A 14,572-nucleotide genomic window follows, 5' to 3' on the forward strand; every position below is an offset into this window, starting at 1 on the left:
GACGACGATGTCCGCGCGGAGGGAGCAACGATGACCCAGACAGACACCCCTGCGCTCACAGACAACCCTGCGCCGCCGCGGCGCACCCGGAGCGTGGTGGGCAAGATCGTCGGCGGCGTGATCGCCGCCGCCGCCATCGGCACGGCCGCCACCGGGTCGGTCGTCTCCGCGTCGACCGGCAACGAGGTCGGCGCCTCCATGACGATCGTCGCCCCCGCTGCCGCGGGCGGCGGCTGGGACGGCGTCGCCCGCGAGCTGCAGCAGGCGCAGAAGGCGAACGGCCTCGTGAACAACGTGCAGGTCGTGAACATGCCCGGCGCGGGCGGCACGATCGCCCTCGGCAACGTGTCGGTGCTCGAAGGTCAGCCCAACAACATGCTCGTGGGCGGCACGGGCCTGCTCGCCGCGACGATACAGTTCGACTCGGCCGCGACCCTCGACGACGTCACCCCGCTGGCCGTCGTGGTCGAGGAGTACGACGTCATCGTGGTCCCGGCGGACTCGCCTTACGAGACCCTCGACGACCTCGTCCAGGCGTGGAAGGACGACCCGAAGGCGCTCCCCTGGACCGGCGGCGGCTCGTTCGACCAGCTGGTCGTGACCGACCTGGCGCTGTCGGCGGGGATCGATCCGGTCGACACGACCTACATCTCGTCCGACGGCGGCGGCGAGGCCATCCAGGCCCTCCTCAACGGCACCGCGAAGGCGGCGGCGGGCGGCTACCCCGACAACATCGACCAGATCGAGGCCGGCCGCCTGCGCGCCCTCGCCCTCGTCGCGAACGAGCCGATCGAGGGCATCGACATCCCGACCGCCGTCGAGCAGGGCCACGACGTGACCCTCACCAACTGGCGGTCCCTCTCGGCACCGACGGGGCTCGACGACGACGAGCGCGAGGCCCTCACCGAGCTCGTGCTCGACAGCGTCGCCACCCCCGAGTGGGAGGGCGCCATGGAGCGCTACCACTGGACCGAGCGCATCATCACCGGCGACGACCTCGACGCCTTCCTGCGGGACGAAGAGGTCCGCATCCGCGAACTCTACGAGGAGATGGGACTGTGAGCTTCCCCGCCAACCCCACATCGGCGTCCGCCGTCGTCGGTGAGCGCCTGCGCCTGGTGTCGGGCCCCGGACTCGCCGCCCTGCTCAAGGGCCTCACGATGCCCCTCGTCCTCGTCGGGTTCGCGACGTACCTCGTCGTCGGCATCGTCACGATGCGCGTCCCCGAGGGCGCGGCCTTCCCGGGGCCGCAGTTCTTCCCCGGCATCATCGCGGCGGGGCTCTACGCCTTCGCCGCGGTCCTCGCCGTCGGCGCGATCCGCGAGATCCGCGCCACCCCCGACGCGCTGACCGCCGAGCTCGAGGCCGAGCGCGCCGGTGAGGAGCCGCCGCGCCCCGTGCGGGTCGACCTCCGCTCGTTCGCGTGGGTCGTGCTGTCGTTCCTGGCCTTCGCCTTCCTCCTCGAGATCCTCGGCTGGATCCTCGCGGCCGGCCTGCTCTTCTGGTGCATCGCGCGGGCGTTCGGGGCGACCCGGCCGGTGCAGAGCCTGATCGTCGGGCTCACGCTGAGTTCCCTCGCCTACATCGGTTTCGACATGGCCCTCGGGATGCCCCTCCCGTCCGGCATCCTCGGGGGTTTCTGACATGGACGTCCTGACACTCCTCGGCGAAGGCTTCGCCGGCGCCCTCACCCCCGCGAACCTGCTCTGGGTGCTGATCGGATGCCTCCTGGGCACCGCGGTCGGCGTCCTCCCCGGGCTCGGCTCGTCGATGGCGGTCGCTCTGCTGCTGCCGATCACCTTCTCCCTCGACCCGACGGCGGCGTTCATCATGTTCGCGGGCGTCTACTTCGGCGGCCTCTTCGGCGATTCGACGATGGGCATCCTGATGAACACGCCGGGCCAGGCATCCGCCATCGCCTCCACGTTCGAGGGCCACAAGATGGCGCTGAACGGTCGCGCCGCCCAGGCCCTCGCCACCGCGGCGATCGGCGCCTTCATCGGCGGCATGGTCGCCTCGATCGTCGTCGTCTTCGTTGCCCCCGCGCTCGCCGATTTCTCGAGCCGGTTCGGTCCCGCGGAGTTCTTCGCTCTCGCCGTGTTCGCGTTCGCCGCGACCTCGTCCGTCGTCGCCGACAGTGCGATCAAGGGTCTCACGTCGCTGTTCATCGGCCTCGGCATCGCCGTCATCGGCGTGGACGGCGTCTCGGGTGCGCCCCGGTTCACGATGGACTCCCCGAACCTCTTCGACGGCATCTCGCTCGTGACCGTCACCGTCGCGATCCTCGCCCTCGGCGAGGTCATCTACGTGGCATGCCTCGAGCGGCACATGACCGACAAGGCGCTCATCAAGCCCACGGGCCGCCCGTGGCTCAGCCGTCGCGAGCTGAAGGAGGCCGCGCCGGCGTGGCTGCGCGGCACCGCGATCGGTCTGCCGTTCGGCGTCGTGCCCGCGGGCGGATCCGAGATCCCGACCTTCCTCGCCTACGGCCTCGAGAAGCGCCTGGACAAGCGGCGGAAGAACCCGATGTTCGGCAAGGGTGCGATCCGCGGACTCGCCGCCCCCGAGGCCGCCGGGAACTCGACGACCGGTATGGCGATGGGCGCCCTCCTGGCGCTCGGCCTGCCGATCTCGGCGACCGCCGCGATCATGCTCGCCGCCTTCCGCCAGTACGGTCTGCAGCCCGGGCCCCTCCTGTTCGACCGCGCGCCCGACCTCGTCTGGGCACTGCTGGCGAGCTTCTTCATCGCGATGATCGTGCTACTCATCCTGAACCTGCCGTTCGCGATGCTGTGGGCGAAGCTCCTGCTGATCCCCCGTCCGTACCTGTATGCGGGCATCACGGTCTTCTGCGGACTCGGGATCTACGCCACGTCGGGCTCGACGTTCGACCTCGTGATGCTGCTCGGCATCGGCATCCTCGGTTTCCTCCTGCGGGCGCTCGACTTCCCGCTCGCGCCGCTCATCATCGGCATGGTCCTGGGGCCTCTCGCCGAGACGAGCCTGCGGGATGCCGCGATGAGCGCCAACGGCGACTTCACCGTCCTCGTCCACGGCCCCATCTCGATCACCCTGTACGCGCTGCTGGCGGCCGTGCTGGTGTTCTCCATCCGCAGCAAGGTCGTCGCCCGGAAGCGGGCCGCGACGGCGGAGAAGGAGCTCGTCGACGCCTGACGCGGCATGACGAAGGCCCCGCGCGCTCGATGCGGCGGGGCCTTCGTCATGCGATCGTCAGGGCGTCGGCATCCCGCCGTTGACGTTGAGGGTCTCGCCGAGCACGTAGCTCGACTCCGGCGACGCCAGGAACACGTACGCCGGGGCGAGCTCCGCGGGCTGTCCCATGCGTCCGAGCGGGGTGTCCTCGCCGAACTGCTCGAGCTTCTCGGGCGGCTGCCCGTCCGTCACCTGCAGCGGCGTCCAGATCGGTCCCGGAGCGACCGCGTTGACGCGGATGCCCTTGGGCGCGAGCTGCTGGGCGAGCGCCTTCGTGAACGCGTTGATCGTCGCCTTCGTCGAGGCGTAGTCGACGAGCGTCTCGGACGGCGAGTACGCCTGGATCGACGTCGTGTTGATGATCGTCGATCCCGCGGGGAGGTGGGGCACCGCCGCCTTCGTGATCCAGAACATCGCGTCGACGTTCGTCGTGAACGTGTGGTCGAACTGCTCGTCGGGGAGCTCGGTGATGTCCTCGCTGTAGATCTGCTTGCCGCCGTTGTTGACGAGGATGTCGAGACCGCCGAGGCCCTCGACCGTCTGCGCGACGAGGCCGACGCAGTACTCCTTGTCCTTCAGGTCGCCCGGCAGGGTCAGGACGGTAGCCCCGGCCTCGCGAAGGATGCCGGCGATGCGCTGCGCGTCCTCCTCCTCTTCGGGCAGGTACGACAGGGCCACGTCGGCGCCCTCGCGCGCGAACGCGATCGCCGTCGCCGCGCCGATGCCCGAGTCGCCGCCGGTGATGAGGGCCTTGCGCCCCGTCAGCCGACCGGTGCCGCGGTAGGTGTCCTCGCCGAGGTCGGCCTGCGGAGCGAGGTCGGCGTCGAGGCCGGGCTCCTCCTGGTGGCCCTTGCGGGGTTCGATCTCGGAGTAGAGCTCCACCGGGTTCGTGAACGTGTACTGGTCGCGTGCCATCGTGCTCTCCTTCTTCGTGGTGGTCGTGGTGCCGGTCTGTGGGGCTCAGCGGCCGTCGGCGTCGTCGCCGACCAGCTCGCGGATCGTCAGGGCGGCGCGGATGAGCGCCAGGTGGCTGAGCGCCTGCGGCAGGTTGCCGAGGAACGCGCCGTCGTCGGGGTCGATCATCTCGGCGAACATGCCGACGTCGTTGCCCGACGCGACGAGCTCGTTCATCGCAGCGATGCCCTCGTCGTGGCGGCCGACGCACACGAGCGCGGCGGCGCGCCAGAAGCCGCACGCGACGAAGGTCGCCTCCTCCTCGCGCATGCCCGTGTAGCGGAAGAGGTGCGGCCCCTCGCCGAGCTCTCCCGAGAGCGCGTCGATCGTGCGCGACATCCGCTCACCGCGGTCGAAGCCGCTCAGCGAATGCAGCAGGACGGAGGCGTCGAGGTCGCGGCTGCCCTGGGCCATGACATACGCGCCGCGGGACTCCGACCAGCCGTGCTCGTCGACCCAGTCACGCACGAGCTCCGCCTCGGCCGCCCACCGCTCGCTGCTGCCCGGGATCTGCTCGAGCTCGGCGAGCCGCACCGCGTCGTTGAGCGCCTGCCAGCATCCCATCTTCGACGAGACGTAGTGCCGCTCCTCGGGCAGCTCCCACATGCCCGAGTCGGGGTTCCGCCACGAATCGCACACCTTGTCGGCGTACATCGACAGCATGCGTCCGGTCTCGACGTCGAGGGCGTTGCCCGCCTCGACGTAGGCCCGGCAGATCGCGAACAGGTCGCCGTAGACGCCCAGCTGCACCTGCTCGCGGGCGGGGTTGCCGGTCACGACCGGGCCGATCCCGCGCCACCCGGGCACGTCGTACTCGGTGACGTGGCCGTCGAGCTCGCCGTCGAGGGTGTACATGACGTGCAGCTCCGGCCCGTGCCGGCGGATCGTCCGCAGCAGCCACGAGATGGCGGCGTGCGTCTCCTCGCGCAGCCCGAACCCGACGAGGGCGTCGAGCGTGTACGCGAGGTCGCGCACCCAGGCGAGGCGGTAATCCCAGTTCTTGCCCCCGGCGAGGCTCTCGGGGAGCGACGTCGTCGCGGCCGCCGCGATCGCACCGGTCGGGCTGTGGATGAGGAGCTTGAGCATGAGCGCGCTCCGCTGCACGTCGGTCGCCCACGGACCGTCGTACGAGAACTCCCGCGACCAGGCGCGCCAGGCCTCGATGGTGCGGTCGATGCCGCGGTCGACGTTGTCGGGGTCCGGAAAGTGGATCGGCTCGTCGTGGGTGCCGACGACGATGAGCAGGTGCCGGCTGCCCTTCGTGGCCGTGAAGCCGCCGGCGAGTCCCGTCGCGATGCCGTCGGCGGATGCCGCGGGTTCCGGCCCGTGGTCGCGGCCGGTCACGCCGATCGTCGTGAGTCCCGAACGCAGGATGCTGCGGCCGTTCGCCCGGTCGTGCCACGGCGCTGCCGTCTTCAGCGACGTGCCGGGCTGGACGCGCCAGCGGAAGGCCACCACACCCTCCACCCCGTCGACGCGGCGGGCCAGTTCCGCCCACGGCAGCCGCCCCGCGACCCCCGTCACGAGCGCGTCGGTCACGGTCGCCGTGCCCGAGGCGGTGCGGAAGGTCGTCACGAGGACGTTGGTCCGCGGCAGGTAGCGGCGACGCACGTCGTACTCCTCCACCGGTTCGAGCTCGATGCACCCGCCGGCGTCGTCGTCGAGCAATCGCCCGAAGATCGGCAGGTCGTCGATGCCGGGCAGCGGCATCCAATCGATCTGACCGCGCAGCCCGATGAGCGCGACCGTTCGGCCGTCACCGATCGGCGCGTAGCTGCGCAGATCCTGACCGGGAGCGGCGTCGTCGTGAGGGGGCATGACCCGAGTCTTCCCGGGGCGCCTACCGAGCGGATGCCGGTTGACACCCCGCCGACGATGTGTGACGGCGCCGGGTCAGGCAGCTGCCTCGCGACGTTCGGCCAGTCCGTCGATGACCCCGCGGTAGGCGTCCAGCATGCGATCCGCGCCCAGTCGAGGTCGGGCGGCGAGGGCCGCGGCGCGGTAGTCCGGCCGGCGGGCGATGACCTTCGCCCAGGCAGCGGCGATCGCGTCGGGGTCGTGCGGCGTGACGAGTCCGATGCCCGCGACGACCTGCGCGGCGTCGCCGACCGCCGTCGTCACCGGGGTCGCCCCGCTCGCCGCTCCCTCGATGAGGCAGAGCGGCGACGCCTCGCCGAACGCGCTCGTGAGGGCCACGATGTCGGCCCCGCGGTACAGGCGCGGCATGTCGTCGCGGATGCCGAGACGATGGATCCGCTCGACGGGAGCACCCGCCTCGGCGATCGCAGCGGTGAGCGCGGGGTCGTCGACCGTCATGCCGGCGCCGCACAGGACGTACTGCGTGCGGGTGTCGCGCGCCGCGTGCGCGGCGACCGCCCGCAGGAACAGCCCCGGGTCCTTCATCGCGTCGAAACGCGCCGCGAACAGGACGACCGGCGCGGTCGGGGCGATCCCGAGGTGGGCCCGCAGCGGCATCCGCTCGTACGGCTTGGGACGGTACCGCGTCAGATCGATCCCGTTCGGGATCACGACGCGCTCGACGGACGGCGGCGTGTAGCGCGCGTAGGCGTCGCTCGTGGATTCCGCGCACGAGATGGTCGTGGTGAGCCGACCGGATGCCGCCATCTCCCCCATCCAGCGCGCCGCGGCGCCCGAGTGCGTCGGGTCCGACCGGTGCAGGCACGCGGCGATCGGCACGTCGGGAAGGAGTCCGTGGGCTTCGAGGGCGAGGAGGAGGCCGAGCGGCTGCTCCTTGAGGGTGAGGATCACGTCGGCGCGCCGGACGGCCGCGGCGGCGACCTCGAGCTCCGCGTCGGTGAAGCTCTCGGGCTCGGGCGGCAGGGCGCCGGCCTCGCGTCCCAGGTGGGTGACCTCGACACCGGCGTCGCGCAACCACCGGTACCGCGGGTCGTCGGCGATGTGCTGCACGGCGCCCTCGCGCCGGGCGCGCGACGCGATCGACAGGACGGCGTGCTCGTGCGAACCGTCCTGGTGGAGCGCCGTCACGACGTTCGTGTGGAGCACGCGGGCGCCGCCCGAGAAGAGGCCTTCGTACAGGGAGAGCACGCGGGGACCGGTCATCCCCCCATGCTGAGGCGGGGCCGCGCCGGCGCGATGAACCGCAGATGACCATCGCGTGAAGATCGCCGCGGAGGGGTCACCGTGCGGTGGTGACCGCCTCCCACGCCGCGTCCGAGAACAGGGTGATCCAGACGGCGAAGACGACCAGGCCGACGGCGGTCGCGATCAGCCAGCCCCAGAACGGCGCGAGCCCGCGGCCCGTCTCGCGGTGCACGACGAACGTGCGACCCGCGACGTAGACGCCCAGGGTGGCGACAAAGGCGAGCACGGCCCATCCCCAGCCGAAGGGCGACGGGATACCGCGACGCCGCAGCGCGCGATGGTCGAGGCGCGCGAACAGCACCGCGAGGGCGACGAGCACGAGGTCGACGACGACCAGCAGGCTGAGACCGGCGACGATCCACCCCGCCGGCGTCAGCGCGCCCGACGCCTCACCGAACAGCCGCGCGACCGCCTCCATGTCGAGGAACGCCCCCGTGTAGAGCGGCAGGACGGATGCCGCGATCGCCGCCCAGATCCAGACGGTGCCGGCGCGCGCGGCGCCGGGTGCCGGGGCGGGCTCCGGGGCAGGGCGGGGAGACGGGGCCGGGGCGGGTTCCGGGTCGTCGACCGCGACGGGCGTGCGCGGGGCGACCGTGTCGGTCGCCCACTCCGTGCCGTCCCACCACCGCAGCTGATCCGGCTCGCCCGGATCGGGGTACCAGCCCGCGGGCGCCTGGCGGCTCACCGGCCGCTCTCGTCCCGGTCGCCCGTCGACGAGGCGAGTTCGGCGCCGGCGTGCGCGAGTTCGGCGAGCGCGGCTTCGCTGGGGGCGGGCGCGACGCCGGCGATGAGGTCGGTGAGGATGCGGACCCGTCGACCGTGCGCGATCGCGTCGAGAGCGGATGCCCGGACGCAATGATCCGTCGCGATCCCGGTGACGTCGACGTCGACCACGCCGTGCGCCGTCAGCAGGTCGGCGACCGTCTCACCGGCATCCGTCACCCCTTCGAACAGCGAGTAGGCGGGCCGGCCCTGCCCCTTCTTGACGTGGTGCGTGACCGCGCTCGTGTCGAGGCCGGGGTCGTAGTCCGCGCCCGGGGTGCCCGCGACGCAGTGCACGGGCCACGAGTCGACGAAGTCGGGCTCGGCGGCGAAGTGCCCGCCGTTGTCGCCGTCGCCGTCGTGCCAGTCGCGCGAGGCGACGATGAGGTCGTAGTCGGCGGCGTGAGCTCTCAGGTGCGACGTGATGGCTGCGGCGACCGCATCCCCTCCGTCGACGCCCAGGGCCCCGCCCTCGGTGAAATCGTTCTGCACATCGACGATGAACAGCGCTCGGGTCATGTGACGAGGGTACGACGGCGCGGGGCCGGCGGTCATCTCCGTGTCGCGGGCGGCGCGGCTACGCTGGCGGCATGACCGTCCCCGTCCGCGACCGCCGCTCGACCGCAGGCATCCTCGTCGCCCTCGGCCTCGACGTGCTGCTGGTCACGGTCTTCGCCGCGATCGGACGGGCCAGCCACTCCGAGGCGCCGTTCGCGGGTCTCGCGACGACGGCGGGGCCCTTCGTCGCCGCCCTCGTGGCCGGCTGGCTGGTGGCCCTCGCCTGGCGCGCCCCGCTCGCGGTGGTGCGCACCGGCATCCCGGTGTGGGCGGTCACCGTCGTCGGCGGCATGATCCTGCGCGCCCTCTCCGGTCAGGGCGTGCAGGTCGCCTTCGTCATCGTCGCCGCATCCGTCCTGCTCCTGCTGCTGGTGGGATGGCGCCTCGTCGCCGCGCTCGTCGCGCGCCGCCGCTCGGCCGACTGACGGCGCCCGTCACGCGTCGAGCGTGCGGCGGTACTCGGCGCGCGTCATCTCCTCCGGCGCGGCGTCCGCAGGCGCATCCTCCGCATCGATACGGGACAGCTTCGAGGGCCACCAGATCTTCCGGCCGATGTCGTACGCGAGGGCCGGAACGAGCAGCGAGCGCACGATGAACGTGTCGAGCAGCACGCCGAAGGCGACGATGAAGGCGAGCTGGACGAGAAAGAGGATCTGGATCACGCCGAGCGCCGCGAACGTCGCCGCCAGCACGAGGCCCGCCGAGGTGATCACCCCGCCCGTCGCGACGAGTCCGCGGAGGATGCCGCGGCGCGTCCCGTGGACCAGCGATTCCTCGCGCACGCGCGACATGAGGAAGATGTTGTAGTCGATGCCGAGGGCGACGAGGAAGACGAAGCCGTAGAGCGGCACGGCGGGATCGCCGCCCGGGAACCCGAACACGTGGTTGAAGACGAGCGCGCTCACGCCCAGCGCCGCCGCGAACGACACGATGACGCTGAGGATCAGCAGCACCGGTGCGAGCACCGAGCGCAGCAGCAGCATGAGGATCAGCAGCACGACGACGAGGATGACGGGGATGATCACCGTCCGGTCGCGGATCGAGGTGTCGTTGGTGTCGAGGTCGACGGCGGTGGTGCCGCCGACGATCCCCTCGAACGGCGCGTCGGCGAGGGAGGCTCGCAGTTCGCGCACCGTCTGCTCGGCCTCGAGCGAGTCCGCCGCGTCCGAGAGGGTGGCCACGAGCATGACGTCGCCGCCGTCCACGGTCGGCTCGGGGGCCGGCGTGCCGGGAGGGCCCTGCGGCGCGAGGACGAGCTCGCCGCCCTCGACGCTGACGGCGGCCTGCCCCGAGGGCGTGTCGTCGGCCACGACGCCGACGGAGTCGACCCCGTCCTGACCGGCGACGAGCTGGGCCGCCTCGGGGGCGTCGTCCTCGGACACGATGACGTAGAGCGGGCTGCCCGATCCCGCGGGGAAGTGCTCGGCGAGCACGACCCCGCCGTCCCGCGCCTGGGACTCCCCCAGCACGAGTTCGCTGGCGGGGACGCCGTCCGCCTTCAGCTGGGTGACACCGACGGATGCCGCCAGCAGCACGACCGTCGAGAGGATCCAGACGACCCGCGCGCGGCGCGCGACGAACCGTGCGAGCTTCGCCCACAGCCCGCGGGTGGGCTGCGTCAGGTCGGCGGGGAGCTCCGCCATGCCGGTCTTCGGGATGAACGGCCAGAACGCCGCGCGCCCGACGAGGGCGAGGAGCGCGGGCAGGAAGGTCAGCGCCGACAGCATCGCGAACGCGATGCCGATCGAGGCGATGGGGCCGAGGGCGCGGTTGCTCGCGAGGTCGCTGAGCAGCAGGCAGAGCAGGCCCGCGATGACCGTGCCGCCCGAGGCGAGGATGGGTTCGATCGACCCCTTCCAGGCGGCGGTCGCGGCATCCCACCTCCGGCGCCCCTCCCCGATCGCCTCCCGGAAGCGCGCGACGTAGAGCAGGGCGTAGTCGGTCGCGGCGCCGATGACGAGGATGAAGAGGATGCCCTGGACCTGACCGTTGAGGACGACGATCCCCGCCTTCGCGAGCCACCACACGCTCAGCAGGGCGACGCAGAGGGCGAACACCGAGGTCAGCAGCACGAGGATCGGCAGCAGCGGCGACCGGTAGACGACCACGAGGATGATGAAAACGGCGCCGAGCGCGACGAGCAGCAGCAGGCCGTCGATGCCGGTGAAGCCGGTTGCGAGGTCTGCGGTGAAGCCGGCCGGACCCGTGACCCATGCCCGCAGGGAGTCGGGAGCGTCCGCAGCGACCAGCTCACGCACCTCGCCGACGATGTCGGTGACCTCCGCCGAGGCGTCGATGGAGACGACCACCTGCGCCGCCTCGTCGTCCTCGGACGGGATGGCGGGCGAGACCTCGAGGACGCCCTCGAGCGCACCGATCTCGTCGGCGACGGTCTGCACGCCCTCGAGGTCGGCAATGTCGAGGCTGCCGGTGCCCTCGAAGACGACGAGCGCCGGGATCGCGTCGCCGCCGAGGAAGTCGTCGAGGCGCTCCTGCACCTGCGTCGACTCGGCGCTCTGCGGCAGGAAGCTCGACTGATCGTTCGTCGAGACCTCCTCGACCTTGCCGAAGTAGGGCCCGCCGATGGATCCCCCGGCGAGCCAGATGACCACGAGGACGAGCGGAAGCGCGATGCGCAGCCAGCGTGAGGATGTCGATGCGGAGGACATATACCTAGCTTATCTAGATATACGCTTTTGTAACAATATTAGGATCGCAGGAAGAAGACGATCACCGAGGCGAGCACCGTCACGACGCCCAACGCACCGCCGCCGACCGCCAGCCCCACCAGCAGTCGCAGGACGGGCGGACGCCTCGTGAACCGCATGCGATCGCGCCAGCCGTGGCGATACCAGATGCGCGCCGTGCCGCCTGCCCCGAGGTGATCGCGGTCGTGAGCAGACAGCTCGGCGGCGTTCACCTCGCCGGCGTCGTCGAGCCACCGCAGGGTGCGACCGTCCTCGTCGAGGTACGCGTCCGCGGGGAGCCAACTGCCGTCGGACGCCCACACGACGAGGGCGGCGATCCCGAAGACGACGGCAGCCCCGAAGCCCACCCACGAGAAGATCTCGAGAATCGCATCGAGGGCCTGTGTCACCCGTGTGTCCTCTGTTCTGGAGCCACCTAAGGGAATCGAACCCTTGACCTATTCATTACGAGTGAATCGCTCTGCCGTCTGAGCTAAGGTGGCGCGCTTCGCTCGCGCGTTGCACGATCATCGATCCTACAGGGTCCGAGGGGATGGTGCGAACGCGCCCCTATCCGGCATCGCAGCGGACGTCGCCGGTGGGCACCTCGCCGTCCTCGACGTACGCCACGACGGTGTCGTCGACGCAGGCGTTCCCCTTGTTGAACCCGGTGTGCCCCTCCCCCACCCGCGTGATCAGGATGCCGGAGCTCAGCTGCTCGGCCAGGGCCGCCGACCACTCGTAGGGGGTCGCGGGGTCGTTCGTGGTGCCGATGACGAGGATCGGCGCCGCCCCGTCGGCGGTGATCTCGCTGCGTGAGCCCGTCGGCGGGTAGGGCCATTCGTCGCAGAGGTCGACGTCGGAGCTCCAGTACGGCGCGAAGGTGGGCGCGTCCTCGGCGACCTGAGCCTCCGCCTCCGCGACGACGTCGGCCGGGTCGGCCGGGTAGTCCATGCAGTTGTAGGCCGAGAACGCTTCCGTCGAGTTGTCGAGGTACGACCCGTCGTAGCGGTTGTAGTAGCGGTCGACGAGGGCGAACATCTCGTCGGGATCGCCTTCGAGGACCGCGGTGAGCGCCGAGGAGAGAGTCATCCAGCTGCCCTCGCTGTAGAGCGCCGAGATGATGCCCATCACAAGCGCGTCGGCCCCCAGCATCCGCCCGTCCGAGGCCGGCAGCGGGGACGCGTCGACGGCGGCGAGCGCGTCCTCGAGCTGCTGCTGCGCCGCGTCCTGCGCCCCGTCGAACGGGCAGTCCGAGCCGGCGAGGCACCAGGTCAGATAGGCATCGAGCGCGGATTGGAAACCGGCGGCCTGTCGCGCGCCGACGATCGCGCCCGGGATCGACGGGTCGAGTCCGCCGTCGAGGACGACGCGGCCGACGTTCTGCGGGAAGAGCTTCGCGTACGTCGCGCCGAGGAACGATCCGTACGAGTACCCGAGGTAGGCGAGCTTCTCGTCGCCGAGCACAGCGCGCATGAGGTCGAGGTCGCGGGCCGCGTTCTCGGTGGTGATGAAGGGCAGGATGCCGCCGCTGTTCGCGTCGCAGGCGCGGGCGAACGCGGTGGCCGACTGCCGCTGCTCGCCGGCGCGCTCGGGCGTGCCGCGCGGGGCGGCGGGGATGTCGAAAAGGTACCGGTCCATCTCGGCGGCGTCGAGGCAGCGCACCGCCGTGGAGCGTCCGACCCCGCGCGGATCGAAGCCGACGACGTCGTACGACTGCAGCAGCTTCGGCCCGACGGCGAAACCCGCCGACTGCTGGACCATGTCGACGCCGCTCGCACCCGGTCCGCCGGGGTTGACGAACAGCGACCCCTTCGACTCGCCGTTCGAGGCGACGCGGACGATGACGGCGAGGTCGAGGTCGCCGGCGTCCGGGTCGGTCCAGTCGCGCGGCGCGGTGATCGTGCCGCAGAAGTAGCCCCCGTCGTCGAAGCCGGTGCACTGCTCCCACGCGAGGTCCTGGCCGTAGTAGTCCTCGAAGCCGGCGGGGGCGCCGGAGACCACCGGCGCGCGGTCGGGGGCGACGGGCGTCCTCGGGGTGCAGCCGGCGAGCATCACCGCCGCGAGACCGGCCGCCAGGACGGCGGCCGCCGCGCGGCGGAGCACGCCGCGGATCACGCCGCGCGCCCCGTCGCGACGGTGATCAGCATGCTCTCGAGGGCCAGGGCGGGGGCGGCATTGCCCTGCAGGTTGGTGCGCGTGAGCGCGATGGCGTCGAGGACGGTCAGGGTGTGCTGCGGCGTCCACGCCGCCGCGAGCGCCTCGATGTCGGGCGTGAGCTCGCGGTTGATGAGCTCGGTCTCGCGGCCGAACTGCCGCATGAGCGTGTCGCGGTAGAGCGACTCGAGGTCGGTCAGCACCCGGTCGATCCCGTCGCGCAGGCTGCGGGTCGCGCGCCGCTTCTGCTCGTCCTCGAGGGCGCTGACCTGGCTGCGCACGGCGGGAGGCACGGCGCTGCCCGGAGCGACCCCGAGCGTGCGCAACAGCGCCTCGCGCTCGCTCTCGTCGCGTTCCGCGGTGAGCGCCTTCGCGTCGTCGGTCGCGGAATGCACGATCGTGGCCGCGACCTCGACCGCGTCGCCGACACCGCGCACGCGGAGCACTGCGCGGAGGGTGCGCTCGCGACGCTCACGGGATGCCGCATCCGTCGCCAACCGCTGCGCCATGCCGATGTGGCGCTGTGCGAGCCGGGCCGACTGCTCGGCCACGGCCTCATCGACGCCCGTCCGCTGGACGATGAGCCGGGCCACGTCGGCGACGTCGGGCTCGCGCAGCCGCAGGATGCGCACGCGCGAGCGGATCGTGGGGAGCAGATCCGCGTCGCTCGGCGCGCAGAGGATCCAGACGGTCTGCTCGGGCGGCTCCTCGAGGGCCTTCAGCAGGACGTTGCTCGTCCGCTCGACCATGCGGTCGGCGTCCTCCATGATCATGACCCGGTAGCGCCCGAGCGACGGCGAGAAGTAGGACCGTTCGACGAGCGAGCGCGCCTCTTTGATCGAGATGATGACGCCCTCGGTGCGGAGGGCCGCGAGGTCGGGGTGGGTCCGCGCCATGACCTGCCGCATCGCGTTCTCGTCGCCCGGCTCGGCGATGAGCGCCGCCGCGAACGCGTACGCGAGGGTCGACCGGCCCGATCCCGGCGGTCCGGTGATGAGCCACGCGTGCGCCAGCTGGGAGGGGTCGGATGCCGCGGACCGCAACTGCGCGACGGCCTCGTCCTGACCCCAGACCTCGCCCCACGGGAGCACGTCGGTGGAGGCGGTCATGCCGTTCAG

General features: G+C 71.7%; 13 protein-coding genes and 1 tRNA gene. 4 read left to right on the plus strand and 10 right to left on the minus strand.

All coding sequences use genetic code 11. From position 1 onward, the window contains the following. Positions 1 to 30: 30 nt before the first annotated feature. From Q9S71_RS00935 to Q9S71_RS00945, 3 genes are read left to right on the plus strand one after another with little or no spacing between them, the layout of a single operon-like run. On the plus strand, positions 31 to 1,062 hold the full coding sequence (locus Q9S71_RS00935) for a tripartite tricarboxylate transporter substrate binding protein (RefSeq protein ID WP_311860048.1): 1,032 nt from the start codon (positions 31 to 33) through the stop codon (positions 1,060 to 1,062). Beyond that, the gene (locus Q9S71_RS00940) at positions 1,059 to 1,643 is read left to right on the plus strand and encodes a tripartite tricarboxylate transporter TctB family protein (protein WP_311860049.1); all 585 of its coding nucleotides are present in this window, start codon (positions 1,059 to 1,061) and stop codon (positions 1,641 to 1,643) included. The genes Q9S71_RS00935 and Q9S71_RS00940 overlap by 4 nt, the downstream gene beginning before the upstream one ends. A gap of 1 nt (position 1,644) precedes the next feature. Beyond that, positions 1,645 to 3,174, plus strand: coding sequence for a tripartite tricarboxylate transporter permease (locus Q9S71_RS00945; RefSeq protein WP_311860050.1), 1,530 nt, complete (start codon positions 1,645 to 1,647; stop codon positions 3,172 to 3,174). Positions 3,175 to 3,231: 57 nt separating this feature from the next. Here the strand turns inward: Q9S71_RS00945 and Q9S71_RS00950 are convergent, their stop codons facing one another. The 5 genes from Q9S71_RS00950 to Q9S71_RS00970 all read right to left on the minus strand — a co-directional run bounded on the left by Q9S71_RS00950 (position 3,232) and on the right by Q9S71_RS00970 (position 8,571). Then, the gene (locus Q9S71_RS00950; protein ID WP_217530926.1) at positions 3,232 to 4,128 is read right to left on the minus strand and encodes an SDR family oxidoreductase; all 897 of its coding nucleotides are present in this window, start codon (positions 4,126 to 4,128) and stop codon (positions 3,232 to 3,234) included. A gap of 45 nt (positions 4,129 to 4,173) precedes the next feature. Beyond that, positions 4,174 to 5,985, minus strand: a complete 1,812-nt coding sequence (locus Q9S71_RS00955; RefSeq protein WP_311860051.1) for a glycoside hydrolase family 15 protein — start codon at positions 5,983 to 5,985, stop codon at positions 4,174 to 4,176. 75 nt (positions 5,986 to 6,060) lie between these two features. Next, positions 6,061 to 7,248 (minus strand): glycosyltransferase, encoded by a 1,188-nt coding sequence (locus Q9S71_RS00960; RefSeq protein ID WP_311860052.1) that lies wholly within the window; start codon positions 7,246 to 7,248, stop codon positions 6,061 to 6,063. Between the two features lie 76 nt (positions 7,249 to 7,324). After that, positions 7,325 to 7,975, minus strand: coding sequence for a DUF2510 domain-containing protein (locus Q9S71_RS00965; RefSeq protein WP_311860053.1), 651 nt, complete (start codon positions 7,973 to 7,975; stop codon positions 7,325 to 7,327). Next, positions 7,972 to 8,571 carry an isochorismatase family protein gene (locus tag Q9S71_RS00970; protein ID WP_311860054.1) on the minus strand — a complete coding sequence of 200 codons (600 nt, stop codon included), beginning with the start codon at positions 8,569 to 8,571 and terminating at the stop codon, positions 7,972 to 7,974. Before Q9S71_RS00970 ends, Q9S71_RS00965 begins: the two co-directional genes overlap by 4 nt. A 71-nt stretch (positions 8,572 to 8,642) precedes the next feature. Here Q9S71_RS00970 and Q9S71_RS00975 point away from each other — a divergent pair, with 71 nt between their 5' ends. Beyond that, on the plus strand, positions 8,643 to 9,035 hold the full coding sequence (locus Q9S71_RS00975) for a DUF3054 domain-containing protein (RefSeq protein WP_311860055.1): 393 nt from the start codon (positions 8,643 to 8,645) through the stop codon (positions 9,033 to 9,035). Between the two features lie 9 nt (positions 9,036 to 9,044). Here Q9S71_RS00975 and Q9S71_RS00980 read toward each other — a convergent pair whose 3' ends face one another. The 5 genes from Q9S71_RS00980 to Q9S71_RS01000 form a co-directional block, all read right to left on the minus strand. Next, positions 9,045 to 11,279, minus strand: coding sequence for an MMPL family transporter (locus Q9S71_RS00980; protein WP_311860056.1), 2,235 nt, complete (start codon positions 11,277 to 11,279; stop codon positions 9,045 to 9,047). Positions 11,280 to 11,317: 38 nt separating this feature from the next. Then, a complete protein-coding gene (locus Q9S71_RS00985; protein WP_311860057.1) occupies positions 11,318 to 11,707 on the minus strand; it encodes a hypothetical protein in 390 nt (129 codons plus the stop codon). Positions 11,708 to 11,724: 17 nt separating this feature from the next. Further along, positions 11,725 to 11,800 (minus strand) — tRNA-Thr (locus tag Q9S71_RS00990). Positions 11,801 to 11,867: 67 nt separating this feature from the next. Beyond that, positions 11,868 to 13,415, minus strand: coding sequence for an alpha/beta hydrolase (locus Q9S71_RS00995; protein WP_311860058.1), 1,548 nt, complete (start codon positions 13,413 to 13,415; stop codon positions 11,868 to 11,870). After that, positions 13,412 to 14,563: a DNA polymerase III subunit delta' gene (locus Q9S71_RS01000; RefSeq protein ID WP_311860059.1), complete on the minus strand. Its 1,152-nt coding sequence runs from the start codon at positions 14,561 to 14,563 to the stop codon at positions 13,412 to 13,414. Before Q9S71_RS01000 ends, Q9S71_RS00995 begins: the two co-directional genes overlap by 4 nt. Positions 14,564 to 14,572 lie beyond the last annotated feature (9 nt).

The organism is Microbacterium gawkjiense (genome assembly GCF_031932225.1).
Lineage (GTDB): Bacteria > Actinomycetota > Actinomycetes > Actinomycetales > Microbacteriaceae > Microbacterium > Microbacterium gawkjiense.

Coding starts and splice junctions, on each gene's coding strand:
- Q9S71_RS00935 (WP_311860048.1), top strand. CDS start 31: ATGACCCAGACAGACACCCCTGCGCTCACAGACAACCCTGCGCCGCCG.
- Q9S71_RS00945 (WP_311860050.1), top strand. CDS start 1,645: ATGGACGTCCTGACACTCCTCGGCGAAGGCTTCGCCGGCGCCCTCACC.
- Q9S71_RS00950 (WP_217530926.1), bottom strand. CDS start 4,128: ATGGCACGCGACCAGTACACGTTCACGAACCCGGTGGAGCTCTACTCC.
- Q9S71_RS00955 (WP_311860051.1), bottom strand. CDS start 5,985: ATGCCCCCTCACGACGACGCCGCTCCCGGTCAGGATCTGCGCAGCTAC.
- Q9S71_RS00960 (WP_311860052.1), bottom strand. CDS start 7,248: ATGACCGGTCCCCGCGTGCTCTCCCTGTACGAAGGCCTCTTCTCGGGC.
- Q9S71_RS00970 (WP_311860054.1), bottom strand. CDS start 8,571: ATGACCCGAGCGCTGTTCATCGTCGATGTGCAGAACGATTTCACCGAG.
- Q9S71_RS00975 (WP_311860055.1), top strand. CDS start 8,643: ATGACCGTCCCCGTCCGCGACCGCCGCTCGACCGCAGGCATCCTCGTC.
- Q9S71_RS00980 (WP_311860056.1), bottom strand. CDS start 11,279: ATGTCCTCCGCATCGACATCCTCACGCTGGCTGCGCATCGCGCTTCCG.
- Q9S71_RS01000 (WP_311860059.1), bottom strand. CDS start 14,563: ATGACCGCCTCCACCGACGTGCTCCCGTGGGGCGAGGTCTGGGGTCAG.